The sequence below is a fragment of the Specibacter sp. NPDC078709 genome (assembly GCF_040686795.1).
Classification (GTDB): domain Bacteria; phylum Actinomycetota; class Actinomycetes; order Actinomycetales; family Micrococcaceae; genus Specibacter.
Genome location: NZ_JBFBLU010000011.1, coordinates 58,239 through 83,163 on the forward strand (window position 1 = coordinate 58,239; position 24,925 = coordinate 83,163).

The 24,925-nt window shown below is 60.3% G+C and carries 33 protein-coding genes; 12 read left to right on the forward strand and 21 right to left on the reverse strand.

Features of this window, described 5'->3' with window-relative positions:
- Positions 1 to 29: 29 nt before the first annotated feature.
- From typA to AB0P14_RS16455, 5 genes are all read right to left on the reverse strand, one after another.
- Entirely contained in the window at positions 30 to 1,946 is a 1,917-nt protein-coding gene (gene typA / locus AB0P14_RS16435) for a translational GTPase TypA (RefSeq protein WP_363844684.1), read from the reverse strand.
- Positions 1,947 to 2,258: 312 nt separating this feature from the next.
- Positions 2,259 to 2,891, reverse strand: coding sequence for a response regulator transcription factor (locus AB0P14_RS16440; RefSeq protein WP_363844687.1), 633 nt, complete (start codon positions 2,889 to 2,891; stop codon positions 2,259 to 2,261).
- Positions 2,885 to 4,051, reverse strand: coding sequence for a histidine kinase (locus AB0P14_RS16445; protein ID WP_363844689.1), 1,167 nt, complete (start codon positions 4,049 to 4,051; stop codon positions 2,885 to 2,887). Before AB0P14_RS16445 ends, AB0P14_RS16440 begins: the two co-directional genes overlap by 7 nt.
- On the reverse strand, positions 3,988 to 4,743 hold the full coding sequence (locus tag AB0P14_RS16450; RefSeq protein ID WP_363844692.1) for an ABC transporter permease: 756 nt from the start codon (positions 4,741 to 4,743) through the stop codon (positions 3,988 to 3,990). The genes AB0P14_RS16445 and AB0P14_RS16450 overlap by 64 nt, the downstream gene beginning before the upstream one ends.
- Positions 4,740 to 5,693 (reverse strand): ABC transporter ATP-binding protein, encoded by a 954-nt coding sequence (locus AB0P14_RS16455; protein WP_363844695.1) that lies wholly within the window; start codon positions 5,691 to 5,693, stop codon positions 4,740 to 4,742. The genes AB0P14_RS16450 and AB0P14_RS16455 overlap by 4 nt, the downstream gene beginning before the upstream one ends.
- A gap of 269 nt (positions 5,694 to 5,962) precedes the next feature.
- Here AB0P14_RS16455 and AB0P14_RS16460 point away from each other — a divergent pair, with 269 nt between their 5' ends.
- On the forward strand, positions 5,963 to 6,352 hold the full coding sequence (locus AB0P14_RS16460; protein ID WP_363844698.1) for a hypothetical protein: 390 nt from the start codon (positions 5,963 to 5,965) through the stop codon (positions 6,350 to 6,352).
- Here the strand turns inward: AB0P14_RS16460 and AB0P14_RS16465 are convergent.
- Positions 6,345 to 8,183: an ABC transporter family substrate-binding protein gene (locus tag AB0P14_RS16465; RefSeq protein WP_363844701.1), complete on the reverse strand. Its 1,839-nt coding sequence runs from the start codon at positions 8,181 to 8,183 to the stop codon at positions 6,345 to 6,347. The two genes, AB0P14_RS16460 and AB0P14_RS16465, sit on opposite strands and share 8 nt — an antisense overlap.
- A gap of 204 nt (positions 8,184 to 8,387) precedes the next feature.
- Positions 8,388 to 8,933 carry a DinB family protein gene (locus AB0P14_RS16470; RefSeq protein ID WP_363844704.1) on the reverse strand — a complete coding sequence of 182 codons (546 nt, stop codon included), beginning with the start codon at positions 8,931 to 8,933 and terminating at the stop codon, positions 8,388 to 8,390.
- An 87-nt stretch (positions 8,934 to 9,020) separates the two neighbouring features.
- Between AB0P14_RS16470 and AB0P14_RS16475 the strand changes: the two genes are divergently transcribed.
- The 6 genes from AB0P14_RS16475 (at position 9,021) to AB0P14_RS16500 (ending at position 12,793) form a co-directional block, all read left to right on the forward strand.
- Positions 9,021 to 9,410 (forward strand): VOC family protein, encoded by a 390-nt coding sequence (locus tag AB0P14_RS16475; protein ID WP_363844707.1) that lies wholly within the window; start codon positions 9,021 to 9,023, stop codon positions 9,408 to 9,410.
- A 102-nt stretch (positions 9,411 to 9,512) separates the two neighbouring features.
- On the forward strand, positions 9,513 to 10,124 hold the full coding sequence (locus AB0P14_RS16480) for an NAD(P)H-binding protein (RefSeq protein WP_363844710.1): 612 nt from the start codon (positions 9,513 to 9,515) through the stop codon (positions 10,122 to 10,124).
- A gap of 146 nt (positions 10,125 to 10,270) precedes the next feature.
- Positions 10,271 to 10,360, forward strand: a complete 90-nt coding sequence (locus AB0P14_RS16485) for a hypothetical protein (RefSeq protein ID WP_363844713.1) — start codon at positions 10,271 to 10,273, stop codon at positions 10,358 to 10,360.
- A complete protein-coding gene (locus tag AB0P14_RS16490) occupies positions 10,344 to 10,940 on the forward strand; it encodes an NAD-binding protein (protein ID WP_363844716.1) in 597 nt (198 codons plus the stop codon). Before AB0P14_RS16485 ends, AB0P14_RS16490 begins: the two co-directional genes overlap by 17 nt.
- Positions 10,941 to 11,027: 87 nt before the next feature.
- The gene (locus AB0P14_RS16495) at positions 11,028 to 11,612 is read left to right on the forward strand and encodes a DapH/DapD/GlmU-related protein (protein WP_363844719.1); all 585 of its coding nucleotides are present in this window, start codon (positions 11,028 to 11,030) and stop codon (positions 11,610 to 11,612) included.
- Between the two features lie 131 nt (positions 11,613 to 11,743).
- Positions 11,744 to 12,793, forward strand: a complete 1,050-nt coding sequence (locus tag AB0P14_RS16500; RefSeq protein WP_363844722.1) for an LLM class flavin-dependent oxidoreductase — start codon at positions 11,744 to 11,746, stop codon at positions 12,791 to 12,793.
- A 32-nt stretch (positions 12,794 to 12,825) separates the two neighbouring features.
- Here the strand turns inward: AB0P14_RS16500 and AB0P14_RS16505 are convergent, their stop codons facing one another.
- The gene (locus AB0P14_RS16505) at positions 12,826 to 13,521 is read right to left on the reverse strand and encodes an alpha/beta hydrolase fold domain-containing protein (protein ID WP_363844725.1); all 696 of its coding nucleotides are present in this window, start codon (positions 13,519 to 13,521) and stop codon (positions 12,826 to 12,828) included.
- A gap of 540 nt (positions 13,522 to 14,061) precedes the next feature.
- On the opposite strand from AB0P14_RS16505, the gene AB0P14_RS16510 reads away from it, so the two are divergent.
- The 4 genes from AB0P14_RS16510 to AB0P14_RS16525 all read left to right on the forward strand — a co-directional run bounded on the left by AB0P14_RS16510 (position 14,062) and on the right by AB0P14_RS16525 (position 16,590).
- A complete protein-coding gene (locus AB0P14_RS16510; protein ID WP_363844728.1) occupies positions 14,062 to 14,451 on the forward strand; it encodes a ribonuclease inhibitor in 390 nt (129 codons plus the stop codon).
- Between the two features lie 85 nt (positions 14,452 to 14,536).
- Positions 14,537 to 15,229 (forward strand): histidine phosphatase family protein, encoded by a 693-nt coding sequence (locus AB0P14_RS16515; protein ID WP_363844731.1) that lies wholly within the window; start codon positions 14,537 to 14,539, stop codon positions 15,227 to 15,229.
- A gap of 24 nt (positions 15,230 to 15,253) precedes the next feature.
- Entirely contained in the window at positions 15,254 to 15,820 is a 567-nt protein-coding gene (locus AB0P14_RS16520) for a DUF3090 domain-containing protein (RefSeq protein ID WP_363844734.1), read from the forward strand.
- Positions 15,820 to 16,590, forward strand: coding sequence for an SCO1664 family protein (locus AB0P14_RS16525; protein ID WP_363844737.1), 771 nt, complete (start codon positions 15,820 to 15,822; stop codon positions 16,588 to 16,590). The genes AB0P14_RS16520 and AB0P14_RS16525 overlap by 1 nt, the downstream gene beginning before the upstream one ends.
- A gap of 120 nt (positions 16,591 to 16,710) precedes the next feature.
- Here AB0P14_RS16525 and AB0P14_RS16530 read toward each other — a convergent pair whose 3' ends face one another.
- From AB0P14_RS16530 to ychF, 13 genes are all read right to left on the reverse strand, one after another.
- Entirely contained in the window at positions 16,711 to 17,196 is a 486-nt protein-coding gene (locus AB0P14_RS16530; protein ID WP_363844740.1) for a peptide-methionine (S)-S-oxide reductase, read from the reverse strand.
- A 70-nt stretch (positions 17,197 to 17,266) separates the two neighbouring features.
- On the reverse strand, positions 17,267 to 17,557 hold the full coding sequence (locus AB0P14_RS16535) for a type II toxin-antitoxin system RelE/ParE family toxin (protein ID WP_363844743.1): 291 nt from the start codon (positions 17,555 to 17,557) through the stop codon (positions 17,267 to 17,269).
- The gene (locus AB0P14_RS16540) at positions 17,554 to 17,787 is read right to left on the reverse strand and encodes a type II toxin-antitoxin system ParD family antitoxin (RefSeq protein WP_363844746.1); all 234 of its coding nucleotides are present in this window, start codon (positions 17,785 to 17,787) and stop codon (positions 17,554 to 17,556) included. The genes AB0P14_RS16535 and AB0P14_RS16540 overlap by 4 nt, the downstream gene beginning before the upstream one ends.
- Positions 17,788 to 18,039: 252 nt before the next feature.
- Positions 18,040 to 18,540, reverse strand: a complete 501-nt coding sequence (locus tag AB0P14_RS16545) for a GNAT family N-acetyltransferase (RefSeq protein ID WP_363844749.1) — start codon at positions 18,538 to 18,540, stop codon at positions 18,040 to 18,042.
- Complete coding sequence (locus tag AB0P14_RS16550) at positions 18,537 to 18,845, reverse strand: HigA family addiction module antitoxin (protein ID WP_363844752.1); 309 nt, start codon at positions 18,843 to 18,845, stop codon at positions 18,537 to 18,539. Before AB0P14_RS16550 ends, AB0P14_RS16545 begins: the two co-directional genes overlap by 4 nt.
- Entirely contained in the window at positions 18,820 to 19,053 is a 234-nt protein-coding gene (locus tag AB0P14_RS16555; protein WP_363844796.1) for a helix-turn-helix domain-containing protein, read from the reverse strand. The genes AB0P14_RS16550 and AB0P14_RS16555 overlap by 26 nt, the downstream gene beginning before the upstream one ends.
- A gap of 242 nt (positions 19,054 to 19,295) precedes the next feature.
- On the reverse strand, positions 19,296 to 19,769 hold the full coding sequence (locus AB0P14_RS16560; protein ID WP_363844755.1) for a hypothetical protein: 474 nt from the start codon (positions 19,767 to 19,769) through the stop codon (positions 19,296 to 19,298).
- 154 nt (positions 19,770 to 19,923) lie between these two features.
- The gene (locus AB0P14_RS16565; protein ID WP_363844758.1) at positions 19,924 to 20,178 is read right to left on the reverse strand and encodes a Txe/YoeB family addiction module toxin; all 255 of its coding nucleotides are present in this window, start codon (positions 20,176 to 20,178) and stop codon (positions 19,924 to 19,926) included.
- Positions 20,179 to 20,430 (reverse strand): type II toxin-antitoxin system prevent-host-death family antitoxin, encoded by a 252-nt coding sequence (locus tag AB0P14_RS16570; RefSeq protein ID WP_363844761.1) that lies wholly within the window; start codon positions 20,428 to 20,430, stop codon positions 20,179 to 20,181.
- A gap of 307 nt (positions 20,431 to 20,737) precedes the next feature.
- Positions 20,738 to 21,226: an HXXEE domain-containing protein gene (locus AB0P14_RS16575; protein ID WP_363844764.1), complete on the reverse strand. Its 489-nt coding sequence runs from the start codon at positions 21,224 to 21,226 to the stop codon at positions 20,738 to 20,740.
- A gap of 198 nt (positions 21,227 to 21,424) precedes the next feature.
- Positions 21,425 to 21,763 (reverse strand): HepT-like ribonuclease domain-containing protein, encoded by a 339-nt coding sequence (locus AB0P14_RS16580; RefSeq protein WP_363844767.1) that lies wholly within the window; start codon positions 21,761 to 21,763, stop codon positions 21,425 to 21,427.
- Positions 21,760 to 22,203, reverse strand: a complete 444-nt coding sequence (locus AB0P14_RS16585) for a helix-turn-helix domain-containing protein (RefSeq protein ID WP_363844770.1) — start codon at positions 22,201 to 22,203, stop codon at positions 21,760 to 21,762. The genes AB0P14_RS16580 and AB0P14_RS16585 overlap by 4 nt, the downstream gene beginning before the upstream one ends.
- Positions 22,204 to 22,351: 148 nt before the next feature.
- Entirely contained in the window at positions 22,352 to 23,437 is a 1,086-nt protein-coding gene (ychF, locus tag AB0P14_RS16590; RefSeq protein WP_363844772.1) for a redox-regulated ATPase YchF, read from the reverse strand.
- Positions 23,438 to 23,587: 150 nt separating this feature from the next.
- Between ychF and AB0P14_RS16595 the strand changes: the two genes are divergently transcribed.
- Complete coding sequence (locus tag AB0P14_RS16595) at positions 23,588 to 24,811, forward strand: DNA recombination protein RmuC (protein WP_363844775.1); 1,224 nt, start codon at positions 23,588 to 23,590, stop codon at positions 24,809 to 24,811.
- Positions 24,812 to 24,925 lie beyond the last annotated feature (114 nt).

A 24,925-nucleotide genomic window follows, 5' to 3' on the forward strand; every position in this document is an offset into this window, starting at 1 on the left:
CTAGCTTGTGGCTAGTTCTCGGCTAGACCTTAGGCCTTGGCGCGGGCGCGGTACTGCTTGGCACGGTCTCCGGCGTTCAAGATGACCTTGCGGATGCGGATCGCCTCGGGGGTAACCTCAACGCACTCATCTTCACGAGCGAATTCGAGGGACTCTTCAAGGGTCAGGTTGCGCGGCGGGGTCATGTTCTCGAAGGTGTCCGAGGAAGCTGCACGCATGTTGGTGAGCTGCTTTTCCTTCGTGATGTTTACGTCCATGTCATCGGCGCGGGAGTTCTCGCCGACGATCATGCCCTCGTAAACCTCAGACGTGGGCTGCACGAAGAAGTTCATGCGCTCCTGGAGCTTGATCATCGCAAACGGGGTGACAACACCTGAGCGGTCAGCCACGATGGAACCGTTGTTGCGGTATTCGATCGGACCGTGCCACGGCTCGTAGCCTTCGGCCAGCGAGGCGGCAATACCTGCACCGCGGGTGTCAGTCATGAAACGGGTGCGGAAACCGATCAGGCCACGGGCCGGAACGATGAATTCCATGCGGCACCAGCCGGTACCGTGGTTGGCCATGTTGACCATGCGGCCCTTGCGTGCGGCCAGCAGCTGGGTGACGCCACCCAAGTATTCTTCGGGTACGTCGATGGTCATGTGTTCCATCGGCTCATTAACCTTGCCATCAACCAGCTTGGTGACAACCTGCGGCTTGCCCACGGTCAGCTCGAAGCCTTCGCGACGCATCTGCTCAACGAGGATGGACAGAGCCAATTCGCCACGGCCCTGTACTTCCCAAGCGTCGGGACGCTCGGTGGGAAGAACGTTCAAGGAAACGTTACCGACCAGTTCCTTGTCCAAGCGATCCTTGACCTGGCGTGCGGTGACCTTGTGGCCCTTGACACGGCCGGCAAGCGGGGAGGTGTTGATACCAATGGTCATGGAGATCGCGGGCGGATCAACCGTGATCAGCGGCAGGGGCTGCGGGTTTTCAAGATCGGTCAGAGTTTCACCAATGGTGATGTCTTCGATACCGGCAACAGCAACGATTTCGCCGGGACCGGCAGATTCTGCGGGAACACGGGTCAGAGCCTTGGTGGCCAGCAGTTCGGTGATCTTCACGGACTTCATGGTGCCATCGGCACGGGCCCAAGCAACGGTCTGGCCTTTGGTCAGGGTGCCGTTGAAGATACGCAGCAGAGCCAAACGGCCCAGGAACGGGGAAGCGTCAAGGTTGGTGACGTGCGCCTGCAGGACACCTTCCGGGTTGTACTTCGGAGCCGGGATGTGCTCAATGATGGTCTGGAACAACGGCTCCAGGTCTTCGCTGTCCGGGGCGGCACCGTTGTCGGGCTGCGTCAGTGAGGCGCGGCCCAGCTTGCCGGATGCGTAGACAACCGGAACGTTCAATACGGCGTCGAGGTCCAGATCCGGAACTTCGTCAGCCATGTCCGAGGCCAGGCCCAGCAGCAGGTCCATGGACTCGGCAACAACTTCATCGATGCGAGCATCGGGGCGGTCGGTCTTGTTGACCAACAGGATTACGGGGAGCTTGGCGGCCAGTGCCTTACGCAGCACAAAGCGGGTCTGCGGCAGCGGGCCTTCAGAGGAGTCAACCAGCAGGACGACGCCGTCAACCATGGACAGTCCGCGCTCAACCTCGCCACCGAAGTCGGCGTGGCCGGGGGTGTCAATGACGTTGATGGTCATTTCCAAGCCGTTGGCCGAAGGACCGCTGTAGGCGACAGTGGTGTTCTTCGCCAAGATGGTGATGCCCTTTTCGCGCTCCAGGTCACCGGAGTCCATGACGCGCTCGGCAACGTCGCCGTGTGCGGCGAAAGCGTGCGTCTGCTTGAGCATGGCATCGACCAGAGTGGTCTTGCCATGGTCAACGTGCGCCACAATGGCGACATTGCGCAGGTCATTGCGCGAGGCAGTATTGAGGGAAAGATCGCTCATGCGTGAAGACTCGTTTCAGTTGGGCCCGGCTGCAGGCCCGGAAGGGCTAAAGCAGAAAGTCACATTGATGGTTGGCCGCGATTATCGGCAGATAACACCATTCTAGACGAAGTGCCAAATGCGGCCTACCCACTTTATCCCATTTGTGCCATGTTTTCTAACACTCCCAACGGACCTTTCCGTGCAATCCGGCTCGTTCTCCCGGGAAACGTACGACGACGACAGGCGAGTCTGGTGACTAACGTCACCTCCCGTCGTCGTACTTTTGGGCGCACGGCTCCGGGTTGGGGCAGGCTCGGGGTCACCCCGCCCTCAGAGCCATCCCTGTTCGTGAGCCACGTAGGCAGCCTCAATTCGGTTTGCAGCCCCGGTCTTGCTTATGGCGCTGGACAGGTGGTTGCGCACGGTGCCGACGCTCAGGAACAACGCGGCGGCAAGTTGTGCCACGGGGGTGCCCGATTGCGCGCATGCCAACACCTCACGTTCGCGTTCGGTCAGCGGGTTGGCCCCCTGGCCCAGAGATTTCTTTGCCAGCTTCGGGTCCACCACCCTGCCGCCAGATTGTACGCGGCGCACCGCCGCAGCCAATTCGGCGGACGGAGTGTCCTTAACCAGGAAGCCGCTGGCGCCGGCATCAAGTGCGGCCCGAAAATATCCGGGCCGGTCGAAGGTGGTTACCATCAGCACCTTGCACTCCGGGAACCGGGACCGCAGCAGGGCGGCAGTCCGCAGCCCGTCCATGACAGGCATCTGGATATCCAGCAATGCCACCTGGACCCGGTATTCCTGAACCACGGCGAGCACCTCGGCACCGTTCCCGGCTTGGGCAACGACCGTGATGTCTGGCTCAAGATTCAACAGCGCCGCGAGCGCGCCCCGCACCAGAGCCTGGTCGTCGGCGAGAAGCACGCGGATCGGTTCCGTCCCATCCGGCAAGTTCACCATGACAGCTCCACCTTGGTGCCGCCGTGTTCGGAAACGCCCAGCTCGCAGCGGACCCCGTGCAGGCGGGAACGCTCCCGCATCCCGCGGATGCCGTGCCCTTCCCGGGACCCGGTGAGAGTATCGCCGTCGTCCTCTATACAGAGGCGACCTTCCCCGATCCGGATCCAGCAGGTGGTGGCGTGAGCGTGACGCAGCACATTGGTCACGGCTTCGCGCAGGATCCAAGCCAGGGCAGTGGAGCGCACCGGATCGCAATCATCGAACGCGCCAATGGCAACGATGCGGACGCCGGCGTCGTCGAGGGCGGCGCGCATCAGTGACAGTTCCTCCCCTAGCGTTGTGCGGCGCAGCCCTCCTACGGTGGTGCGGATCGAATCCATAGCCTCAATGGTGAGCTCGTTGATTTGCTGCAACTCCTTCCTGGCAGACTCAATGTCAGTGTCCAGCAGACGTTCGGCCAGTTGGGACTTCAGACCCACAGCGGTCAGCGAATGGCCCAGCGCGTCATGGACGTCCCGGGCCACGCGCTCCTGTTCAATGAGCATGAGGTTTTCCACGCGCAGTTTCCCCTCGGCCATGCCGCGCCTGATCAGCATGGTGTTCAAGGGGTTGACGATTGACAGCACCAGCAGCATCCCCAGTAGGAAGACAAAGCTCTCCAGCTCTCCACTGACTATAGCCACAGACACCGAAATCACCAGCGTGAGCGAGGTAATCCACCACATAGCCTGCCGCGAGAGGAGATAGGCCGCATAGCTGATGATGAACGGCCCGTAGGAGACCGCGTTGACGCCCAGCAGCGGAATCCCGGCCAGAGCCACGCCCAGCAGGAGCAGGAACCAAAGCCAAGCGCCGGGGATCCCAGCCTCTTTCGCACCCAACCGGTCACGGAATTGGTGGAAGGCTCGGAGATAGATTGCGGCAAAGGAGGCTATGAGCCCGTATCCCAGGATTGATAGGCCCAAGGGCAGCGTGGCGGTAGCAATCGAAAGCACTGGGATGATCAGGAAGATGATCCAGAAGGCTGCCAGCAGGTATCCGTAGTCGTCCCAAAAAGTGTGCGGTGACCGGCTCTCTAACATCGGCGATTTGGCCGTCACCTGCGTGCCCGTGAGCGCCGCAGTGCCCAGAGGGCCAGTACCGCGAAGAGAAGTGCCCATGCAACAAGGTTAGCCAACAGCAGCCAGAATGAATCCGCAGGGTCCCCCAGCGTGGCTGATTCCCCTTGCAAGAGCGGCCAGCGAACCAGCCCGGCGAACCCGTACATCGGCGTGAATCGGGCAATCGCCAGCAAGGTTCCGCTCAGGGGAAGGAAAACATTGCCAAAGAATGCGAAGAACACCATGGTGCCGCTGGCCACGCTGATGGCCGTTTCCGTTTTAAATCCCATCCCCACACCCATGCCGTAGAGCGCAAAGATGACAGAGCCCGCAACGGCAATGAGGTAGCTCAGAGCCCAGACCAGCCAGCTGTCTGCCCGGGCACCAGTGGCTGCCCCGAGCACGAACACTGTCGCGGCAGCGGCGGCGGCAACGATGAGTGAAACGCTGACCTTGGCCGCGATGAATCCGCCGGGCTTCATTGGGGTCAACGCTATCTGCCGACCCCAGCCCAGCAGGGATTCGGTGGCCGCTGTACCGGCGATGGCCGTGGTGGCCACGGCGGCCCCGTAGGCGGCCATGGATGCCATGATGTAAAACTTCACATTACCGTTTCCGGCGGGCTGGTCCCCACCTCCGAACATGTTCCCAAACAGCAGGTACATCACCGCAGGGAGGCCGATGGTGAACATGATGTTGCCGATGTCACGGGTTTGGCGGAACAATTCAATGCGTACATAGGTGGGGTTCATGAAGTCACTCCGGTCAATTCCATAAAGGCGGCATCCAGCGTTGGTGCCATGATTTCCAGATCGGTCGCCGCCAGCTCGCCGAGCAGCAGCCGCGCGGCAGCATCGGAACCGGGCCCGGTCACAAAGATCCGCTGCCCGGCAAGCCGCACCGAGGTGACCCTGTCTAGGGTGCTGAGTATGCGCACGGCGTCCTCCGTGGGGCGGTCTAACGGGAGCGTTGCGCTGACAACCCGGCCGCCGGTCATATCCCGCAGTTGTGTGGTGGGTCCGTCAACGAGCACCTTTCCGGCCCCGATGAGGACGGTACGTTCGGCAAAGTCCTGCGCTTCCTCCAAGTAATGCGTTGCGAACAGCACGGTACGTCCCTGAAGTGCGTCAGCGCGCATGGTGTCCCAGAATGCGTGGCGCGCACCAACATCCATGCCCGCCGTGGGTTCATCCATGATGAGCAGGCGCGGGTCAGGCAGCAGCGCTAGGGCAAACTTCAGCCGCTGCTGTTCGCCGCCGGAGCATTTGGAGACCTTGCGCTTGGCCAGCGAGGTGATGTCAGTGCGCTCCATGACCTGGTCAATCCGCTCTCGAGCCCCGTGCAAGGCAGCGATGGCAGTCACGGTTTCACGGACCGTGAGATCCCGCAGCAGGCCTCCGGTTTGCAGCACCGCAGAGACTTCTCCTGCCTCAACCGCTGCGCGCGGACTCCTGCCGAACACGTGAACGGTGCCGGAGGTGGGTGCGGTCAGCCCCAGCATCATGTCGATCGCGGTGGTTTTGCCGGCGCCGTTGGGGCCGAGGAACGCCACAATCTCACCAGTGCCGACGTTGAGGTCGATCCCTGCTACGGCTTCCAGCGGCCCTTGGGCGGTGTGAAAGCTCTTGCGGACCGCTTCAAGTTTCAGTGCCGGGGCCAGCGCCGCTACTACCGCCAATGGTTTGTGCGTCTTGGTTTGCATGCTTCCAGTTTGCCCGAGCCTGCGCGGCTCCGACAGTGCAAAATGTCATGGATGGCTCTGGTGCGGACCACCCTGCCAGGCTCTGCTGCCGGGCTGTCTTTTGCCCTCGAAGCACGACGACGGCTGGCGGTTCGGGCGCCCAGCCCACCGGCCACCGTCGTGCTGGGTGCGTCAACTGAAATGATCTGTCCACGATCCGGCCGGGGACGGTGTCTGGCCAGCCACGCAGTATAGCTCGCCCGGCGGCCCGCAGCAGGATCGCGGCACAAATGGCGGCTGCGGAGATGATGCTGATCCATGCAGCCAAGACATTGCTGCGATCCATGTCCTTGGCACGCTGGAGGTTTGTGACCGGTGCGGGGAGCTTGCTGGAGAACCGCAGCCCCGAGGTTGCCCACACTGCGGCGAATGGCATGACCCCTCGCGTGCTGGTCAAAATTCGCGGTTTCGGCTACGGGTTTCATGTCTCACAAGGCGTCCTCATCTCTTTGCAACCGGGGTGGTGCTTGGCCCGCCAGGGCACCGGGTTGAAGGACAGCAGCGCCAGCCCTTCGTGGCTGTTCATGTGGAGCACGCTTTCGGGAACCGGGCCGTGGTTCACGGTCTTGGAACTCTCACATCGATTCTTGCGCCGGGCACGGCTGGAGCAAGCTATTTGACGTAAGCCCATGCGGCGACGCTTTGCCACGGTCCGATATCCAGTGGCGAATACTTCACCCCGGCGACGTGTTTCCCGGTAGCACTCAAGGTAGTGCGTTGGAACAACGGCAACCCATAACCGGCTTCGACAACGAGCTTGTCAATCTGCATCTTCAAGGCATTCTGCTTGGCATCGTCGGGGTTCAGCGCCAGTTGTTCGGTGAGCTGATCTACCACGGTGTTGGAGAAGTTGTTGAAGTTGGAGACAGCGCCGGTCCTGAAAATCTGTGGCAGCTGAACGGACCCGGTGGGGTTGCTAATCCAGCCGTAGAGCGCCACGTCGAAGGCGCCTGCCTTCAATGCCGCAACCCACTCTTTGGAGTTCTTACCAGCATCGGCCACGGTAAACCCAGCCTTGGCCGCGGAGGCGGCGATCAATTGGTATTGGGCCACCCGCTCAGGGTCGTCCTGGTTGTAGAGGATGCGGACAGTTGGCTTGGCGCCGTCCAGCAGTTCCTTGGCTTGCTCGATTCCCTCCGTTTCCACCAGGTCGGCAGCAAATTCCTTGGTGCCGTTGCTGCCCGAGGACTCCTTATAAGGGGCCTGCCCAGGGCGGAAGACGAAGGAATTGAGCACCTCGGCATCGGCTTCGGCGTTGGCATCGGCATCGGCTATTAATGGCCTGGCCACCTCGTCTATGATTTCTTGACGAGGCACCGTATGGAGGAACGCTTGGCGCAGTTCCGGCGGGGCCAGAACACCCTTAAAGTTCAGCACCACCTGATCGAAGCCGAGTCCCTGTCCCTGCTGAATCTGCACGCCGTCGTCATTAAGCGCGTCGAGGGCGCTGATCCGCGCAGCCGAATTCTGTGTTGTGGACAGAGAAATGACATCAGCTGCGCCAGCTTGGAGAGCTGCAATCTGCTTGTCTGTGTCGGATTCGTACTTGACCGTGAGTGTATCCAGCTTGGGCATCTCACCCCACGCATAGTCAGCGTTGCGGGTCAGCACAAGTTCCTGATCGGCGGTGATGCCCTTGACCAGATAGGGGCCATTAGAGAGGGCCAGTGAGGGGTTAGGCATGCTGCGGCTATCAAAGCCGGTATTCCAAAAATCAGCCACCTTGCGCAGTGTCGGGTTCGGCGGCGCCTGCTTGGACGGGTCCCCCTGCTGCACGCTTTGTAGAACACTGGACAGGGCCGGCGCATCGGCCAGTCCTGCCCGGACGGCAACAATATGGGCGGGAATGGACACCGTGGAACCTAATGCGGTCTCCCAGTCGGAGTAGGCGGTGGTGTACGTCAGTGTCAGCGATTTTCCGTCGTCGCTGATGACGGGCCGTTCCGTTTGCGCCAGTCCAGAGTGGTCACCAGCGGCATGAAAATAGGCCGTGCCAGAGGTGACGGCAAAGTTTTCATCCAAGACGGCGTCGTTGTACCATCCGGACAAAGCTGCCCACTGGAGCATCAGGTCATCGGCGGTGACGGGTGCGCCGTCGGACCATTGAACTCCGTCGTTGATGGTGTATTTGACGGTCAGGGGGTTGTCCTTGACCTTTTCATACGTGCCGAACTGCTCATTTTTGACGATCTTCAGATCGTTATCCACGGTAGTGAAGCCAGAGTGGGTGGCCGCATCAATCCTGGTGTTGGTAGCAGTTTGTCCGGTGACGCTGGCGGCGTTGAAGGAGGTGAACGGCGCCGCTTCGAGCACGGTGACATTGCCGCCCTCGGTGGCTGTTGGGGCGGCGCTAGATTCTTCGGGCGCAGGGGGCGTTCCCGTGCAAGCACTCAGGGCAAGGGCTAAAGCTGCCGCGGCAGCCAATACTTTGGAAATGCGTCCGGGCCGCATTCCACCTCCAGGTTCTTCGCTTCAACATGACCTCCGGGACTCCAATGGCTTCGAGCCGGTCCCGGGAATAATCCTGTTTGCTAGGGTACCGCAGCGGCATGGACGCGAGCCGTACCTCGGCGCGCGGAACCGCAGCCAGGTCACGCAGAACCGCAGCCAGGTCACGCAAGGTGACCTCCGGCGTCGAACATTAATAGATAGGTGCTAGTAACCAGTGGCACCGTCGACGCATTCACGCAGCAGGTCCAGATGGCCCAAATGACGGGCATATTCCTCAATCATGTGCGTGTAAACCCAGCGCAGATTCAGTTGCTGGCCGTGCCGAAGCCCCGGCAACGCGGCATCGAGATCGGTGACATTGGCGGCCAGCTCTCGGACGTGGATCAGCTCCTGGCTGTAGGCGGCAACGTCGGCCAGAGCCGTGGCTTCGGTGGCACCGTTGAAGTCAGCATCGGGATCGTCCGCTTTGTAGCGGGCGGGCTGATCGGTGCCGGCCACCGCAGTTGCGAACCAGTAGCGCTCCACGTCGCACAGATGGCGAACGATCCCGGCTATGCTCAGGCTCGACGGCGGAACGGCAGCCCGGCACAGTTGCTCGGCAGTCAGACCGCCAACCTTGATGGGCAAAGTGGTGCGGTAGAACTCCAGCCACGCCTCGAGCGACTCCCGCTCCCCCGCCATGAACGGCGGGCGGCTCCTGGCATCCGGAATTACAGGGGTACGCTCGTGCAACTCATTTTTCAGGTCCATGACACTACTGTTCCACACTCGTCAGGGCCTGTGTCTAGTCAGGGCCTGTGTCTAGTCAAGGTCTGTGCGGGACGGCAGAATAGCGCCATGGCCTTACGCATAGAGAACTTTTCGATTGATTCCGCTTCGCCGTCTAAAACAGCCCGCTTCTGGGCTGCGGCGTTGGGCTGGAATATCGTGCACGACGACGGCGAGGAAGTTACGCTTCAGCCACCCGTTGGCAGCCCTGAAGCCGGGATCCTGCCGGATCTGTTGTTTTTGAAAGTGCCTGAGGGCAAGTCTGTGAAGAACAGGTTGCATCTTGACCTGCGCCCCAATGATCAGCTCACCGAGATCGCCCGGCTGGAAGCGCTGGGCGCTACCCGCGTGGACATCGGGCAGGGCTCCTCCCACACATGGGTGGTTATGGGTGATCCCGAGGGCAACGAGTTTTGTGTGCTGCGCACCCTGCCGCAGGCAGAGCGTTCGGCGCAGTAGTGTTGTAGCTTTTGAGCTGGTTCCCACTCCTGCTCGCCAATGTAAGATGCACTGGGCCGTTAGCCGTGCTCGATGACGAACTCGATGAAAAAGGGGAATTCCGTGAAGATCGCTATCATTGGCGGCTCGCAAGGCACAGGCGCTCAACTGGCATCACTGGCACAACGAGCCGGTCATGAGGTGACAACTGTTTCACGCAGTGGCGTCACACCGACTGGTACGCGTGTGGTCATGGGTAACGCGATGGATCCAGCTGTAGTTACAGAAGCCGTTGCCGGAGCCGACGCCGTTGTCGTCACCGTCGGCGCAGCAAAAGGGGTCCGCAATCATCGCGCAGCGGTCACCCAGGCAGTGGTTACAGCCATGGCGAAAACAGGCGCCCGCAGAATTGTGGTGCAGTCTTCACTGGGAGCAGGCGATTCCGCAAAGCAGTTACCCGCTTTCCTCCGCCCAATCATGACGGTCCTACTCGCCAAGCCGCTGGCAGACCACAACGCACAAGAATCGGCCGTCACCAGCGCCGGACTGGACTGGACCTTGGTCCGCCCCACCGGTTTGAGCAACAAACCGGCCACCGGAACATGGAAAGCCCTAGAGGTAACGAGCCCCGGGCGGCTGGGCGGATCAATTCCGCGCGTCGATCTTGCAGCCTGTCTGCTGGAAATCCTGGAAGACGACTCCACCATCGGCAAGGCTCTAGGCGTCAGCGCTTAATCAGGGCTGGTTCCCAAATACTTTCACAGCCTTGTCGCTTTGTTGGTGTCAAAATATAGTGTCGACAGGACAGTCCCCCACCTCCACTCGGCAATGAAACGCTACTGCCGCTGAAGCCCGCCTCCGCGTCCAAACACATTGTGATTGTGGGCGCCGGACCGGCCGGCCTAGAGAGCGCCCGAGTCCTCACCGAACGCGGGCACTATGTGGTTCTCCACCATGACCACCCCGGATAACGAGCGGCTCTTGCGCTGGTTCAAGGCTGAGGTCAAGCGCCTGCGCATTGCGGTGAAGCTCAATACCGTGGCCACGGTGGAGTCCATCCACACGCTGAATCCCGATCATGTCATCGTGGCTACCTATGCCGTGCGCCCCATGCCTGATTTCCCCGGCGGAGACCTGCCCAACGTACAGACCGGCGTCACGCTGCGAGCCATGATGCTTGGAACCGCGACAGCACAAGAGGCTGGAGCGGCGTTGAGTACATTCGGCAAGCTCGGCCGCCTGTCCGGGGTAACAAAGAGCCCGGAATTCGTCCGTCAGTTCACCAAGTACTGGCTGCCGATGGGCAAGGACGTTGTGGTCATTGGCGACTCATTGGTGGGACTTGAACTTGCGGAGTTCTTGGCCGAGCGCAGCCGGCGAGTCACCCTGCTGCACGATAGCCAGCCGTTGGGGTTGCTGCTGGTCATGCATAGGCGTTGGACCGCAGTGAAGCTACCTTCTATGCCCCGGCCGACATGGTGGTGTACGCAGAGGGCGCCATTCACTCCTCGTGGAACGTCAGCACCAAACTCTAAACGGATTCCTGACTGAACAACTGCGCCGCTCGTGTCGATACGAGATACGGGCGGTGTTGTTGATTCAGCTCACAGAAGCAGCTGTCCACGCTATCGTGAGCCTATGGCCAAAATTCAGGGACTCGAAGAACTACTGACCGCACTCAACGCTGGGGAGAACATTCCTGGCGGTTCGCCGCATCACGCAGCGATGCATGCAGCGAGTCAGGAGTCACTGCGCATCACGGCCGAACTCAATGGGCGTTACCACTCCCCAGATGAAGTGCGCTCCTTGATGAGTGAACTGACCGGGAGCCAGGTTCCCGAGTCCTTTATGCTCTTCCCGCCGTTCTCCGCTGACTTCGGCAAGAACATTCGCTTCGGCGAAAACGTGTTCCTCAATAGCGGCTGCCGGTTCCAGGACCAGGGCGGAATCGACATTGGCGCTGGTTCGCTGATAGGCCACAACGCCGTCATCACCACGTTGAACCATGACATGGTCCCAAGCCGGCGAGCCGATATGCACCCGGCCCGCGTGGTGATCGGCAAAGGCGTATGGTTCGGGGCCAACGTCACGGTGTTGCCGGGAGTGAGCATCGGCGATGGGGCTGTGGTCGGAGCGGGAGCGGTGGTGACCAAGGACGTGCCGGCGGGAGTCGTCGTCGTCGGCGTTCCGGCAAAACAAGTGGGCACGGTGCCGGAGGGCTAGTTCCCAAGAGCGCTCGCAGGACGTTCGACGGCGACGACTCGCAGAGTAATCTCACTCCGTTAGCAGTGGCAGCACCGGTTGCCTCGCACATAGTGTGAGAAGTGGCCGCACCCGCTCACCAAAGGAAGCCCATGCCTGACTCATCACGTCCTTTGCGCAAGCTGGGATTCCTCACCATTGGCCTGTTCGATCCGGCGGATCCGGCTGCCGGGCACGAATCCACGTTGCAGGTTATCGAATTGGGCGAGCGCCTTGGATTCGACAGTGCCTGGCTTCGCCATCGCCACCTGCAGTTCGGAATCTCCTCCCCCATTGCGATCATGGCAGCAGCCAGCCAGCGCACCTCGCGCATCCAACTTGGTACGGCCGTCACCCCGATGGGCTGGGAAAACCCGTTGCGGCTGGCAGAGGATCTGGCCACAGTGGATCTACTCTCTTCAGGCCGCATCAACCCTGGTCTGAGCGTGGGCCAGCCAATGCACTACGACACCGTTAAGCATGAGCTGTACCCGGATACTGCCAAGCAGGAAGACTTCAGCTATGCCCGGGTTGACCGGCTTGCCCGCTTGATCGCCGGGGAACCTGTCCGTGAATTTTCCGGCAGGCAGGGTGTGGTCGAAGAATTTTCCAACCGTGTCGAGCCACATTCTGCCGGGCTCAGGGATCGTCTTTGGTATGGGGCGGCGAGCAGGAAATCGGCCGTGTGGGCTGGTGCAAATGGGTTTAATCTGCTGACTAGCAGCGTGATGTTCGCCGAATCTGATGAGGCGCCGTCGTTTGCCGACGTCCAGCGATCGCAGATCCGGGCCTTCCGCGAGGCTGCCGAGGCGTCGACGGGAACGCGCCTCCCGGCCAGGGTTTCACAGGGTCTGGTGGTGATTCCCACCGATTCGGCTACGGCGCAGCAGCGCGAAAAATATCAGCGCTACGTCGATGAACGGACGCCGCGAACCCTGACACCGCAAGGGCCAAAAGGGATGCTGTTTGCCCCGGATCTCATCGGCAGCAGCGAACAGATTGCCGAGCAGCTGCATGCGCACGCCGGGTTCCAAGAGGTCGACGAAGCGGCGTTTGCCTTGCCGTTCAGCTTTGCAAACGAAGACTATGTCCAGATCCTGACGGACATTGCCACCACACTGGGCCCAGCACTGGGTTGGACTCCGGCGGCAGACGCAAAATAGAGAGCTATCGATCCACCTCGCTGGAGTTGTGGCTACTGTGCAGCAGTGGCAGCGTGTGTCGACGTCACTTCGACACCAGCGGCAGGTCGCAGGCTATCCACAATCACCCGAGTACCGTCTTCGCCAGCCTTGGTGGGCAGGAGCGCGTAAACATGGAGCTGTTCCGCTGCCTCGTGCCATGCCACCGACACCCCTGCTGCTTGCGCCTTGTCCCGCAACAGGTGCGCGTCGGGGTTCAGGACGTCGCGCGTTCCGACGAGAACTGTTAGCGGCCCAAGCCCGGACATGTCACCGAACAACGGACTGACCACGGGGTCCTCGATGGGGTCCGCACCCCGCCAAGCCTGGGCAAGAACACGTCCTCCAGGACGCCCCAGCCACGGATCGCTAGGCTGCACGGCGTCGATCCTCGGGTTCTTCCAGGTCAGATCCAAGGCGGGTGATAACAGCGTGGTGGCAGGAAGCACCACCCCTAGGTCGCGTAGCTCCAAGGCGACCGAGAGCGCAATCTGACCGCCGGAAGAGTCACCGGCCAACCGCACCTCATGGCCAGCCTCCCGTTCAGCTTGAACCAGTCCGACAATGCCATCGCGCACCTGCCGCGCGGCGCCCAGCGGAAGCAGTGGATGGATGGGCACTAAAACGCGCTGGCCCGTATCCCGGGCGATGCGGGCGATCAGGCGCCAATGATGAGCTGTAATCTCGTTGACCCATCCGCCGCCATGCACATAGATTACAACTGACCCTTTTGCTCTATGCTTCCGTACTGCTCCATGCTTCCGTGCTGCGCTGACGGGCTCCACGTCATAGACGGGCCAACCGGTCGGGTCAGACAATCTGCGCTCGACCCGCACACCTTTCAAACGTGCTGGCGGTCCATAGGACACGGGACGCAAGAAGCGCTCGCGAATTCGATCGTGTGCCCCAGCTTCAGTGACGAATGGCCGATTCGCATGCCTGGCTTTAAGAAGTAACGGGATAAGGGAGTCTGGCAGGCTAATGGGCAACTGGTTCCTTCCGGTCGTTCGGCAGTGCATTGTGGTCAGGATACAGCGCCCCAAATGCCGATGGGCTTTTCCAGAGTCACCTAATCTCCTGCGGCAAACCCGTCCGAAGAAACCAACAAATTGTGTACTCTCGCCCGGGCCATGGCATCTCCTTGAGTGATGGGGATCTGGAATCAAGCGTTGGACTTAGATTCAACCACGTCGCTGCGGCACAAATCGTGGTCTATTCTCGTGAACAGATAAGGGGAAGGACTCCAATCAATGAAGCAGTATCGAATCGACGGCGCCGAGGTGCAGGGTATCTCGGACCTCTATGAGCAATTCAACCGCGAGCTGATGAATGACCAAGACTGGCGCCTCGGCGATAGCCTGGACGGCTTCAACGACGTTCTCTACCGGGTAGATGGCGAGATCCGCGAGGGCGAGCCTGCTACATTCATCTGGATTGACCACGCCCATAGCCGTGAAGTGCTCGGGTTTGAAGAAACACAGCGGTGGCTGCACAACAAGTTGTCAAAACCGGATTCCTTCAACCAGCAACGTATCCAGTCTGATCTTGACGATCTGCGGAACGGACTCGGGAAGACGTACTTCGAGCTCATACTCGAGATCTTCGCGGATCACCCGCTCATCGAGCTCCAACTACGCTGAACCGAGTGGCTGTGCTTGGCAATCCCGTTCGTGACATTCGGCCTCTGGGCTGGGATTGTCGACGGCGGGTGGCTAGGCTGGCGCAATGGCAACAGTTATTCTCGTGCGGCACGGCCGCTCCACAGCCAATGTCACTGGTCTGCTGGCTGGCCGGGCTGCTGGCATCAGCTTGGACCAGGTTGGGCGGGACCAGGCGGCCCTGACCGGGGATCGACTCGCGCCCGTGCCCCTCGTCGGGGTGGTGTCGAGCCCTCTCGAGCGTTGCCAGCAGACCGCCCAGTTCATCTTGGCTCGCCAAACTGGCTCGCCCTACGCGCCAGTTGAGCCCGATCTCACCGAGTGCGATTACGGCCAGTGGCAAGGCCGCATGCTCAGTGATCTCTCGACCGAGGATTTGTGGCCAGTCGTGCAGTCCCAACCGTCCGCCGTCGTATTTCCTGGTGGTGAATCCATGGCTGCGATGCAGGCTAGGTCAGTGGCAGCAATTCGACGCCACGATGCAGCATTCGAAGCCGAACACGGTCCAGAGGCTGTGTGGGCGGCAGTGAGCCACGGTGACATCATCAAGTCAATCCTCGCTGACGCCCTCGGCATGCACCTTGACCTTTTTCAGCGAATCAATGTGGGACCCGCCTCTATTTCGATCATAAGCTACGGCGCTGGCCGGCCAAGCGTCCACGGGATGAACACCGATGGGGGTGATCTGTCGTGGCTCTCGAAAGGTATCCACGCTGGCGATGCGCCGGTGGGCGGCGGTGCGGGGCAACAGACGCCGTGAACCTCATGGGCCTAGAATACTGACATGTCTACACGTGTTCACGATTTTTCTTGGCCTGATCGGGTCGTCATTGGCACCCTTGGCATTCCGGGTGCGCGTACGTTCTATTTGCAGGTGCGCTCAGGGAAGCAAATAGTGAGTGTTGCCATGGAGAAGCAGCAGTCAGCCCTGCTCGCGGAGAAGATCGAGGAAGCTCTCGACCAACTCATCACCGTCAAGGGCAACCCCTTCAGTGTTCCCACGGGCACTCCCATTGAGCTTGTGGACAATGACCCGCTCGAGGCCGTCCAAGAGCAGTTTCGCACTGGGGCCATGACCTTAGGGTGGGACCCAACCACAGCCCAGATCATCGTTGAGGCTCATCCTCTCACCGAAGACGATTTTGACGCTGATGCTGATGACAACGACGGATTGCTTCATGAGGACGAGGCTGACGAGCCCGAAATGCTGCGTGTGCGTATGCCGGTCGGCACTGCCCGCGCATTCGCCAAGCGAACCCGCGAGATTGTGGGTGCTGGGCGTCCGGCGTGCCCGCTCTGCGGTTATCCCATGGACGCTGACGGACACATCTGTACCCTTCCCGAGGTCTGATGCTCGTGCTGCCTGACCTTCTGACCGCCGAATTGACACTCACCGGCCGTATCACGACGGCATCAAACGCTACATTTCTTGGCAGCATCGGCGACGTGGAGGTGGTCTATAAGCCGATAGCAGGAGAAAGTCCGCTGTGGGACTTTCCTCACGGAACGCTAGCCCACCGGGAGGTGGCCGCCTATCTGGTCTCGCAGGCCATCGGCTGGGACGTGGTGCCCCAAACTTGGCTGCGTGATGGTCCATTGGGCGAAGGAATGGTGCAGCTCTGGCAAGAGCAAGATCCCGCCCAAAACGCCGTGGACTTGATCGCGGCGGACCATGTGCCGCAGACGGGTTGGAAACAAGTCCTCAAGGGACAAGATGAGAACGGGGAGATAGTTGCCCTCGTTCACGAGGATTCGCCAGCGCTTCGGCGCATGGCGGTGTTCGACATGATCGTCAACAACGCCGACCGCAAAGGCAACCACATCCTCGCCATGACTAACGGCCACCGGTATGGGGTGGACCACGGACTCACCTTTCACAGTGACAACAAGCTGCGCACGGTGCTGTGGGGGTGGTTGGGAGACGCTCTAAACGCGGAGGAAAAAGCCGGCATAGATCGGGTCAGCGAAGGGTTGCAAGGCGGGCTGGGCCAAAATCTGGCGGAATTGCTCAGCGCTGAAGAAATCGCATCCCTTGCTGATCGCTGCGACCGCTTGCGCTTGGCAGGGCGGTTTCCGGCTCCGAGCGGTGAAATGTCAGCGGTGCCTTGGCCGCTTTTCTAAGGCGATTACAGAAGATCTCAGGAGGTCAGAACCCACACACTAAACCTGAACTCCACCGAACTCCGGCACCGGACAGCTTATAGATGATTGCCACGGGCAGCCACGAAAATCTACCTCGCCCTAGTACTTAGTCAGCAGTTCCGCGGGAAGGTGACAGGAGTCCTCAGGGAAACGTGCGAGCCGATGCTGATGTTCTTCGGCGCTTCGTACATAGTTGGCCAGTGGCACTACCTCGACGGCAATGCGGTCAGCGTCATCCCTCGCTGCGATGAAGGCCCGAGCATCTTCCAGGTGGCTCAGCTTGTTGGAGTACACACCAGTGCGATACTTCTGACCGAGGTCTGGTCCCTGCTTGTTCACGCTGTGTGGATCGATGATTTCAAAGAAGTACTCCATCAGCTGCCCGACACTAACAACCGTCGGATCGAACCGTGTTCGCACGCATTCCGAATACCCGTCGTAGTCGCTGTCGAGACGATGGCTGGAGCCGTTGGCCCTTCCAGCCTCTGTGAACGTCACCCCGGTCAGCGTCGCGATGAAAGCCTGCACACCCCAGAGGCAGCCGCCCGCGAGATAAAGCTCCTCAACCTCGCGCGCCGCATCCATATTCCGATCCTACTGGTGACTGCGCGACGTTCCGGCACATAGCAACCTCTCAGCCAGCTACCGGAACCACCTACAAGTGCCGTGTCAGATCCATACGTTGATGCAGGATGCGAATCACATCCACGCTGTCGTTCTTCTCGATATAGAAGATCAAATGGCTCCCGATGCCGTAGCGACGGTATCCCTCACGAATCTCGTCGCAGGCCCGTCCCCGATGAGGGTCAGCAGCGATGCGCTCGATCGCCGCCCTCATCTCGGATATGTAGATCTCAGCCTGCTTCTCATCCCATCGCTGCTGACTGAAGTCCCAGATCGATGACAGGTCTTGCTGCGCAGCCGGTGTGAGGCGAATGCTTTTCATGACCTCTTCGACTCGATGAAGGTTTCGAAGTCGAAGTCCTCCGGCTGGCCGCTCTCTTCGCCCGCAATGAGCGCGGCCCTCAGCGCTGCCATATGCGTCTCTTGGTCTTCCAAGAGTCGAAGTCCAGCACGGACTACTTCGCTGGCAGATCGGTACCGCCCGGCTTCGACTTCACGCGACAGGAAGCCCACGAAGTGGTCGTCAAGACTGATTGATGTGTTCTGAGCCATACTTACATGCTACCAAAGATTGGTAACTGCAGGCGAGAGTAGTAGTCGCAATCGTCGAGACTTCTACGCGTTGTTCGCTCGGTAGCGTTTGCCGCTAGCAGACACGTATGTCGCAGCCAGATAGACAACTAATGCCGTTCGCTGCTCTATCCCTGTCGCGCTGTTACGGCCCCGGTTGCCAAAGCAAGCGGGGCCGGATCAGAAACGCCAGTGATTAGACGTTGAAGCGGAATTCAAGCACAGAGCAACCTTTCACACGGTCCGCGTGCGCTTCAGCGTCGCTCGCATGGCCGGGAATCGATTCAGCTCGAATCCTTCTCGCTCATAAATGCGCCGCCCGCCGTCAGTCGCCATCAGTTCGGCCCTGCCGACACCCGCCTTGCGCGCCCAAGCCATGACGGCGGCGAAAGCGGCACTTCCATGTCCCGCTCCTCGGTGCTCGGGCAAAGTGCACACGTTGCTGATCAACACATCTCGACCGGCGGGGCATGTGGGCGAAGGAGCGGAATCTCGGATTGCTCCGACCGCTGCCGCCACGACATCACCACCCACGTCGACGACGAAGATGCCGTAGTCAGGATCCTCAACACGCACCGCGAACCAGGTGCACGCGGAATCTTGCCACGGACGAGAGTCCACATCTCCTGCGCCCATCGCGCGAAACATCTCTGCTCGCAGGGCGACCAGAGCGGAAACGTCATCGAGGGTCGCCGGACGGACCGACAATGCCCCAGTATCGCCTCGCACTCTCATGCGATCTTCAGCGGGGTGATGGCCGCAACCTTGTCCCTCAACGCGTGCCGCTCGAGTCGCAACTCGTAGTTGGACTGCAAGTTCATCCAGAACTCCTCGGACGTCCCGAAGTACCGCGCCAGACGGATGGCCGTGCCATCCGTAATTCCCCGCCTGCCATGCACGATCTCGTTGATCCGGCGCGGCGGCACACCGATCGAGACCGCAAGCTTGTTCTGCGTGATCCCGAAGCCCTCCATGAGGTTCTCTCCCGGATGGATCGGCTCAATCAGGTCAGTCTCAGTGGTAGTCGACGAGTTCAACATCCTCCGCTTCTCCTTCTCTCCAGACGAAGCATATACGCCACCGCGTATTCACCCGGGTCTCGAGGTAGTTGCGGACGGCGCCGACCTTCGCACTGTCGAGATCTCCGGGTTCGATCTTCGAAACCTGTCGCTGCCCGACACCGATACGCTCTGCCAGTTGCGCTTGCGCGAGTCCGGCCTGCTCCCGCAGTTCACGCAGTTCACGCAGGCGATAGGTGCGAACTCCGCGAGCATCCGCACCTTGTGCACCTCGACACGCTCTCGGTCGACAGGGTGCTCCGCGATGAAGTCTTTCAGTGTCCTTGCCATTGCCGTCACTCTCCCCACAGTCTGCTCAGATGGTAGTCGAACACGTCGTCGGCCAAGAGGATATTCTCCGTGTACTAGCGCTTCCAAGCCCCGCAGCGGAAGCAGTCGCAGCGCTGATCGCTCGCGTTCACTCAGACGCGACTAAATGCCAAACTCTCTAGGGAACTTCCCCGAGGTTCGCTCGTAACGCACGGTCCATATTTCAGACAAGGTAGCCCGGTATGCAATGGTGGCGCGCTGAGGATCTGCACGACCGGAACGAAGCGCGGACATGGCCGCCAGACACCCCAACTCAGCGTCGATGGCCCGCAGATACACGTTGACGACGATCTTTCCGGTGCCCGAGTGTTTGCCCCGATCGTGACCGTCGACGTAGCCCAAGCCCCGCTCATCAAGAGTCGCGGCCAGCCACACCTCGGCGTGCTCAATTAGCCTGAAGTCAGCAGCCTTGGTTTTAGAAGGAAACTGGATCACCACCCAGAACTGATACTCCAGGACTTCCTCGTACCCGTCGTTCAGTAGTTGCCCGATGACGTTACCGATGTTAGTCGTCGCCGGGTCAAGGCCGGTCTCAGTGTGCTTCCCTGCGCGACCAACTGTTCCGGGACGGATCACCCACTTTCCTGTGTCTTAGCTAGGCCAGACCTGCGCAAACGCCTTCACCGCGTTTTGCCTGACAAGCAGCATTTCATCTCCTTCACACCGGCTACGGCTACGACTACGTCCATACAATGAACCATTCCCTGCGCGGCACCAAGGGAGCGTGAATTCAGTAGTGGTAACGCGCCTGAAGAACTACCAAATCATCACCGTCGATCAGGTAGACGAGCCGATGTTCCTCGGTGATCCGCCTGGACCACGATCCTTGAGCGCCGTACTTAAGCTGCTCAGGCTTACCAATGCCAGCGAAAGGATCGCGAAGGCTCGCGTCTAGGAGCGTATTGATCCGTTTAAGGATCCGTCGATCAGCCGTCTGCCAGTATTTATAGTCCTCCCAAGCAGACTCATCCCAAACCAGGTGCACTCACTCCTCACGATCAAGTTCGTGCGACTCAGTTCTACCTGCAGTGGCCCGCTCGTAGGCATCGAGCAGCCGCCGGCCGTTGGCGGGCGAGCGGAACAGGTAGGCAGTCTCCTGCCATGCCGCATATTCGTCGGCCGGCATCAGGACGGCGTTGCCCTTGCGGGAAACAATCTCGACGGCAATATGGTCGTCGTTGACCCGCTCGATGAGTGGGAACAACGTCTTTCGGGCTTCACTGGCGCTGATGGACATGTGGCTGCTCCCCTTACTCGCTCAACTCGTACCACTTAAAGGTACCACTCGACGGTAGGACTGCCCAGTGCTTGCGATCCCTGCCAACCCTCAACGCCAAACGCTCCACAGAACTGGGTTCCGTGGAGCGTTTGGAATGCCACTAGGCATAGAACTAACGATCAGCCGAGTTCAGAAGTTGGATCGAAACCCTCTGTCCTGAATCGGAATAAACCCTGCTCAGCGGGGAATGCTAGACATTGAATCTAAACTCCACGACGTCACCGCACATACCAACCTCACGCGACATGCCGTTTTTGTTTTCCGGTCAGTTCTTGGCCGCGGACACCCGACGGATCAGTCGTGCGACCATCTGGCATACCAGGGCAGCGGGCAGGAGAATTGCGACGCCGTTGACCGTGTCACGAAACCGCAGCTCGCACCCGTCCCGCTGGAGTTCTCGACGCGCTATGAGCGCCCCGGGAAGCATGATCGGCAAAGCCGTCGCAACACCGGCGGTGTAACCACGCTGCGCGGCTGAAGCGCCGAGGTGAGTCACGACGTGGGCTTCCAGCCCAGCAACGACTGCCCGATAGATCGCCGACTTACCGGAAGATCGCACGCCGCGGCCACACGCGACCGCCACCAGAATTCCCATCAGACCCACTGCGGTCCACGATTGCTGCGGCGTGATCCTGAGCTGTTCTATACCGGTGCGATCCACGAGCCGATCGCAGGATGCAGGAAACGCGAACGCCTCCTCGATGTCGTGGACTATCCACGCCGCAAAAAGTGCAGTCGGCCCCTTCCAACTCACAATTCAGCCTTCCCCTCACGCATCCAATCCGGATGAATCTGCTGGCAGACGCACACGCCTACCAGCATCATTTCACAGCCGACACAGTGTTTGAGGCCATGCGATCGAGAGGTTGAACCGGAACTCGATTAGACGTTAAATCTAAACTCCACCACGTTCGGGTACGTAGCACCCTTTCCTTCGAATGGCCTAGCGGTCTCACTCTGCTGAGAGCGACTGGATGTATCCGCTGATCACCGGCAGGTCGACGATCAGCGTATCCCAGACCGCACCATAGTCGGTGCCCTCGTAATGATGCGCCATTCGGTCCCGCATCCGTTTGACCAATGACCATGGCACTTGGGGATGCCGGTCGGTCGTGGCGTCGCTCAATCGAGCCACATTCTCGCCAATCTTGACGATCAGTGATTCTGCCGCGAGACCCGGAACGTTGTCAGGGTCCCCCAGATACCACTCGTCGCCTCGTGCCACGAGGTTCGCGCCGACGCCGCATAGCCGCACGATCTCCGTCAGAGCCGCCTCATCCCGCATGTTCATACCGCGAGCGCCGTCGCCAAGATCTCATGACCGGCACTCAAGCCGCCGTCGGTCACCACATCAACCTCGACACCGAGTAAAACGCTCGCGTCAGCAGCGAACGCCGCGACCGTTAGCAACCCGGTGCCGGGCGATCGGGTGACCAAGATGTCCAGATCACTACCAGGGCCATCTGTACCGCGGGCCGCCGAGCCAAATACCCGGACGTTGTCGAAGCCATACCGGCCAGCAAGACTCACAAGGTCGGCACGGCGCGCAGCGAGCGCATCACGAGGCAGCGGCCGCGCGGCCATCCGCAGGCGCTCAAGCATCGCGGCTGAGACGCTGCGCCGCCCAGCTTCATAGGCGGCAATATTCGGCTGAGCAACCCCTGACCGCCGGGCGAGCTCTGCTTGGCTCAAGCCGGCTTCCTCTCGAAGCGCTCGAACTGGATTCACCATGGCCTAATTATATCGCGTGATATCACCCTAGGGACAGTCACCATATTTCCAGGGTGTCTGGGGCGACCGCAAGCAAGGGCGGCAGCATCACCAGGGACACGAGAAAACGCTCCTCGGATAGAGATCCGAAGAGCGTTTTCTAGGCGTTTTAGACGTTGAAGCGGAACTCCACCACGTCGCCGTCGTGCATGACGTATTCCTTGCCTTCAATGCGGACCTTGCCCTTGGCCTTCGCCTCGGCCATGGAACCGGCTTCCATCAGGTCATCGAAGTGAACCACTTCGGCCTTGATGAAGCCACGCTGGAAGTCGGTGTGAATAACGCCGGCGGCCATGGGAGCGGTATCGCCCTGGTGGATGGTCCAGGCGCGTGTTTCCTTGGGGCCAGCCGTAAGGTAGGTCTGCAGGCCGAGGGTGTGGAAGCCAACGCGAGCCAGCTGATCCAGACCGGACTCTTCCTGTCCGCTCATCTCCAGCATTTCGCGGGCTTCTTCTTCGTCGAGTTCGACAAGGTCAGATTCCAACTTGGCATCCAAGAAGATCGCTTCAGCGGGAGCCACAAGAGCGCTCAGCTCAGCCTGACGCTCCGGGTTACCTAGGACTGCGTCATCGACGTTGAAAACGTAGATGAACGGCTTAGCTGTCAGCAAGCCCAGTTCCTTCAGGTGCTCCATCTCCAACTTGTCACTCTTGATGGATGAGAAAATGGTGTCGCCGCGTTCAAGAACAACCTGAGCGGCCTTGATGGCGTTCAGCTCAGCGGCTTCGCGCTGCTTGAGCTTAACAGCCTTCTCAATGCGCGGGAGGGCCTTCTCGATGGTCTGCATGTCAGCCAGAATCAGCTCAGTGTTAATGGTCTCCATATCGGAGCTCGGATCAACCTTGCCGTCTACGTGGATCACATCGGGGTCATCAAAGACGCGGATGACCTGAGCGATCGCCTCAGCTTCGCGGATGTTGGCCAGGAACTTGTTGCCCAGACCTTCACCTTCCGAGGCGCCCTTGACGATGCCGGCAATGTCCACGAAGGACACCACAGCAGGCAGCAGTCGTTGAGATCCGAAGACTTCGGCGAGCTTTGCCAAGCGGGGATCGGGCAGGCTGACAACACCAACATTGGGCTCGATCGTGGCGAACGGGTAGTTCGCTGCGAGCACGTTGTTGCGTGTCAGTGCGTTGAAAAGGGTTGATTTGCCGACGTTGGGCAGTCCGACGATGCCAATAGTAAGAGCCACGGGACAAGCTTACCGGCAGGGTCCCGATTTTGCCGCCTGCGGCGAAATCAGGGTGGCCGGGAAGCGTTCTACCGGTTGCCAGAGTTTTAAGCTTCTTTGCCCGTCAGCGGCCAATCTCTGAATGTCAGTGCCTCGTGCGAAGGTGTATTCATGAATGGATTCGGCTGGCTTGTAGCAGTTTTAATGTTGGTTGTTGGTGCAGTACTTGGTGCTGCGGCTGTGGCGTGGGTGCTGCTGGCGCGCCTCCGTGCTGCGAATGAGGAAGCCGATGCCGCCCACGACCGGGCCTCCGCACTCACAGCGAATTTCGCGGCAGCTGATGCCGAGCGCAGGCTGCTCGCCTCGCAGAACCATGCATTAACGGCCCAGCAGGGATCGGATTCGCACGTCTTGCAGGCCCTAGGCCCGGTCTCGGAGAAGCTCAATGCGGTCCAGCGACAGGTGTCCTTGCTGGAGCGCGACCGCGTTGAGCAGTACGGCCAGCTCGCTGAGCAACTCCGTGATGCCCGCGATGCGGATGCCAAGTTGCTGGCCACCACGTCCTCGCTGGAAGCCGCCCTGCGCTCCAACAGTGCACGTGGCAAGTGGGGCGAAGTCCAGCTGAGACGCGTGGTTGAGTCCGCTGGCATGCTGGCCCATGTCGATTTTTCGGAGCAGGTTCACACTTCAACTGACGACGGCGTGCACCGTCCCGACATGGTGGTGCGTCTGCCCGGAGGCAAAGAACTGGTCTTGGACGCCAAGGTTCCGTTGACTGCCTTCCTCACTGCGCACGACGCCGGCACAACAGACAGCGCCGCATCTGCACAACATTTGGCTCGCCATGCGAAGGCGGTGAAGGCTCATATCGATGCTCTCGCTGGTAAGCAGTACTGGACTTCTGCGTTGAACTCACCCGAGTTGGTGATTTGCTTTGTCCCCGTGGAATCAATTCTCTCTGCAGCCTTGAACGCAGATCCGGAACTTCTTGATTACGCCATGAGCAAGAACGTCGTCTTGGCGTCTCCCATTTCCCTCATGGCCATTCTGAAGGCCGTAGCTTTTAGCTGGCGCCAAGACGTCCTGACGGAAAGTGCCAAGGAACTCTTTGAGCTTTCGGCCCAGCTCTACACGCGTCTGGGCACCATGGGTGAGGCCGTTTCCGCTGTCGGGGTTTCTCTGAAGACCAGCGTTGACCGGTACAACAAACTCGTGGGCACACTGGAAGCCCGAGTCCTGCCCACAGCACGAAAGCTCAATGCGCTGGATCCCAAGACTTTGGAATCCCCTGCTCAGGTGGAAAACACCCCGCGCATGCTGACCGCGCCGGAGTTCCACACCACAGAAAGTCACCCCGCAGATATCCGTGCAGCTGACATCGAGAGAGCCAGCTGAGTTCATAAGCCAAAGCGGCGTGGCCCGAACCAATTGGCCGATCCCGAGATAGATTGCTATCCCGGTTGAACCGCCTAGCTGGTCAGCAGCTCTTTGCACTCCGGAAGCGATGCC

Coding starts and splice junctions, on each gene's coding strand:
- typA (WP_363844684.1), bottom strand. CDS start 1,946: ATGAGCGATCTTTCCCTCAATACTGCCTCGCGCAATGACCTGCGCAAT.
- AB0P14_RS16440 (WP_363844687.1), bottom strand. CDS start 2,891: ATGGTGAACTTGCCGGATGGGACGGAACCGATCCGCGTGCTTCTCGCC.
- AB0P14_RS16445 (WP_363844689.1), bottom strand. CDS start 4,051: ATGGGCACTTCTCTTCGCGGTACTGGCCCTCTGGGCACTGCGGCGCTC.
- AB0P14_RS16450 (WP_363844692.1), bottom strand. CDS start 4,743: ATGAACCCCACCTATGTACGCATTGAATTGTTCCGCCAAACCCGTGAC.
- AB0P14_RS16455 (WP_363844695.1), bottom strand. CDS start 5,693: ATGCAAACCAAGACGCACAAACCATTGGCGGTAGTAGCGGCGCTGGCC.
- AB0P14_RS16460 (WP_363844698.1), top strand. CDS start 5,963: ATGGCGGCTGCGGAGATGATGCTGATCCATGCAGCCAAGACATTGCTG.
- AB0P14_RS16465 (WP_363844701.1), bottom strand. CDS start 8,183: ATGCGGCCCGGACGCATTTCCAAAGTATTGGCTGCCGCGGCAGCTTTA.
- AB0P14_RS16470 (WP_363844704.1), bottom strand. CDS start 8,933: ATGGACCTGAAAAATGAGTTGCACGAGCGTACCCCTGTAATTCCGGAT.
- AB0P14_RS16475 (WP_363844707.1), top strand. CDS start 9,021: ATGGCCTTACGCATAGAGAACTTTTCGATTGATTCCGCTTCGCCGTCT.
- AB0P14_RS16490 (WP_363844716.1), top strand. CDS start 10,344: ATGACCACCCCGGATAACGAGCGGCTCTTGCGCTGGTTCAAGGCTGAG.
- AB0P14_RS16495 (WP_363844719.1), top strand. CDS start 11,028: ATGGCCAAAATTCAGGGACTCGAAGAACTACTGACCGCACTCAACGCT.
- AB0P14_RS16500 (WP_363844722.1), top strand. CDS start 11,744: ATGCCTGACTCATCACGTCCTTTGCGCAAGCTGGGATTCCTCACCATT.
- AB0P14_RS16510 (WP_363844728.1), top strand. CDS start 14,062: ATGAAGCAGTATCGAATCGACGGCGCCGAGGTGCAGGGTATCTCGGAC.
- AB0P14_RS16515 (WP_363844731.1), top strand. CDS start 14,537: ATGGCAACAGTTATTCTCGTGCGGCACGGCCGCTCCACAGCCAATGTC.
- AB0P14_RS16520 (WP_363844734.1), top strand. CDS start 15,254: ATGTCTACACGTGTTCACGATTTTTCTTGGCCTGATCGGGTCGTCATT.
- AB0P14_RS16525 (WP_363844737.1), top strand. CDS start 15,820: ATGCTCGTGCTGCCTGACCTTCTGACCGCCGAATTGACACTCACCGGC.
- AB0P14_RS16530 (WP_363844740.1), bottom strand. CDS start 17,196: ATGGATGCGGCGCGCGAGGTTGAGGAGCTTTATCTCGCGGGCGGCTGC.
- AB0P14_RS16535 (WP_363844743.1), bottom strand. CDS start 17,557: ATGAAAAGCATTCGCCTCACACCGGCTGCGCAGCAAGACCTGTCATCG.
- AB0P14_RS16540 (WP_363844746.1), bottom strand. CDS start 17,787: ATGGCTCAGAACACATCAATCAGTCTTGACGACCACTTCGTGGGCTTC.
- AB0P14_RS16545 (WP_363844749.1), bottom strand. CDS start 18,540: ATGAGAGTGCGAGGCGATACTGGGGCATTGTCGGTCCGTCCGGCGACC.
- AB0P14_RS16550 (WP_363844752.1), bottom strand. CDS start 18,845: ATGTTGAACTCGTCGACTACCACTGAGACTGACCTGATTGAGCCGATC.
- AB0P14_RS16570 (WP_363844761.1), bottom strand. CDS start 20,430: ATGTCCATCAGCGCCAGTGAAGCCCGAAAGACGTTGTTCCCACTCATC.
- AB0P14_RS16580 (WP_363844767.1), bottom strand. CDS start 21,763: ATGAACATGCGGGATGAGGCGGCTCTGACGGAGATCGTGCGGCTATGC.
- AB0P14_RS16585 (WP_363844770.1), bottom strand. CDS start 22,203: ATGGTGAATCCAGTTCGAGCGCTTCGAGAGGAAGCCGGCTTGAGCCAA.
- AB0P14_RS16595 (WP_363844775.1), top strand. CDS start 23,588: ATGAATGGATTCGGCTGGCTTGTAGCAGTTTTAATGTTGGTTGTTGGT.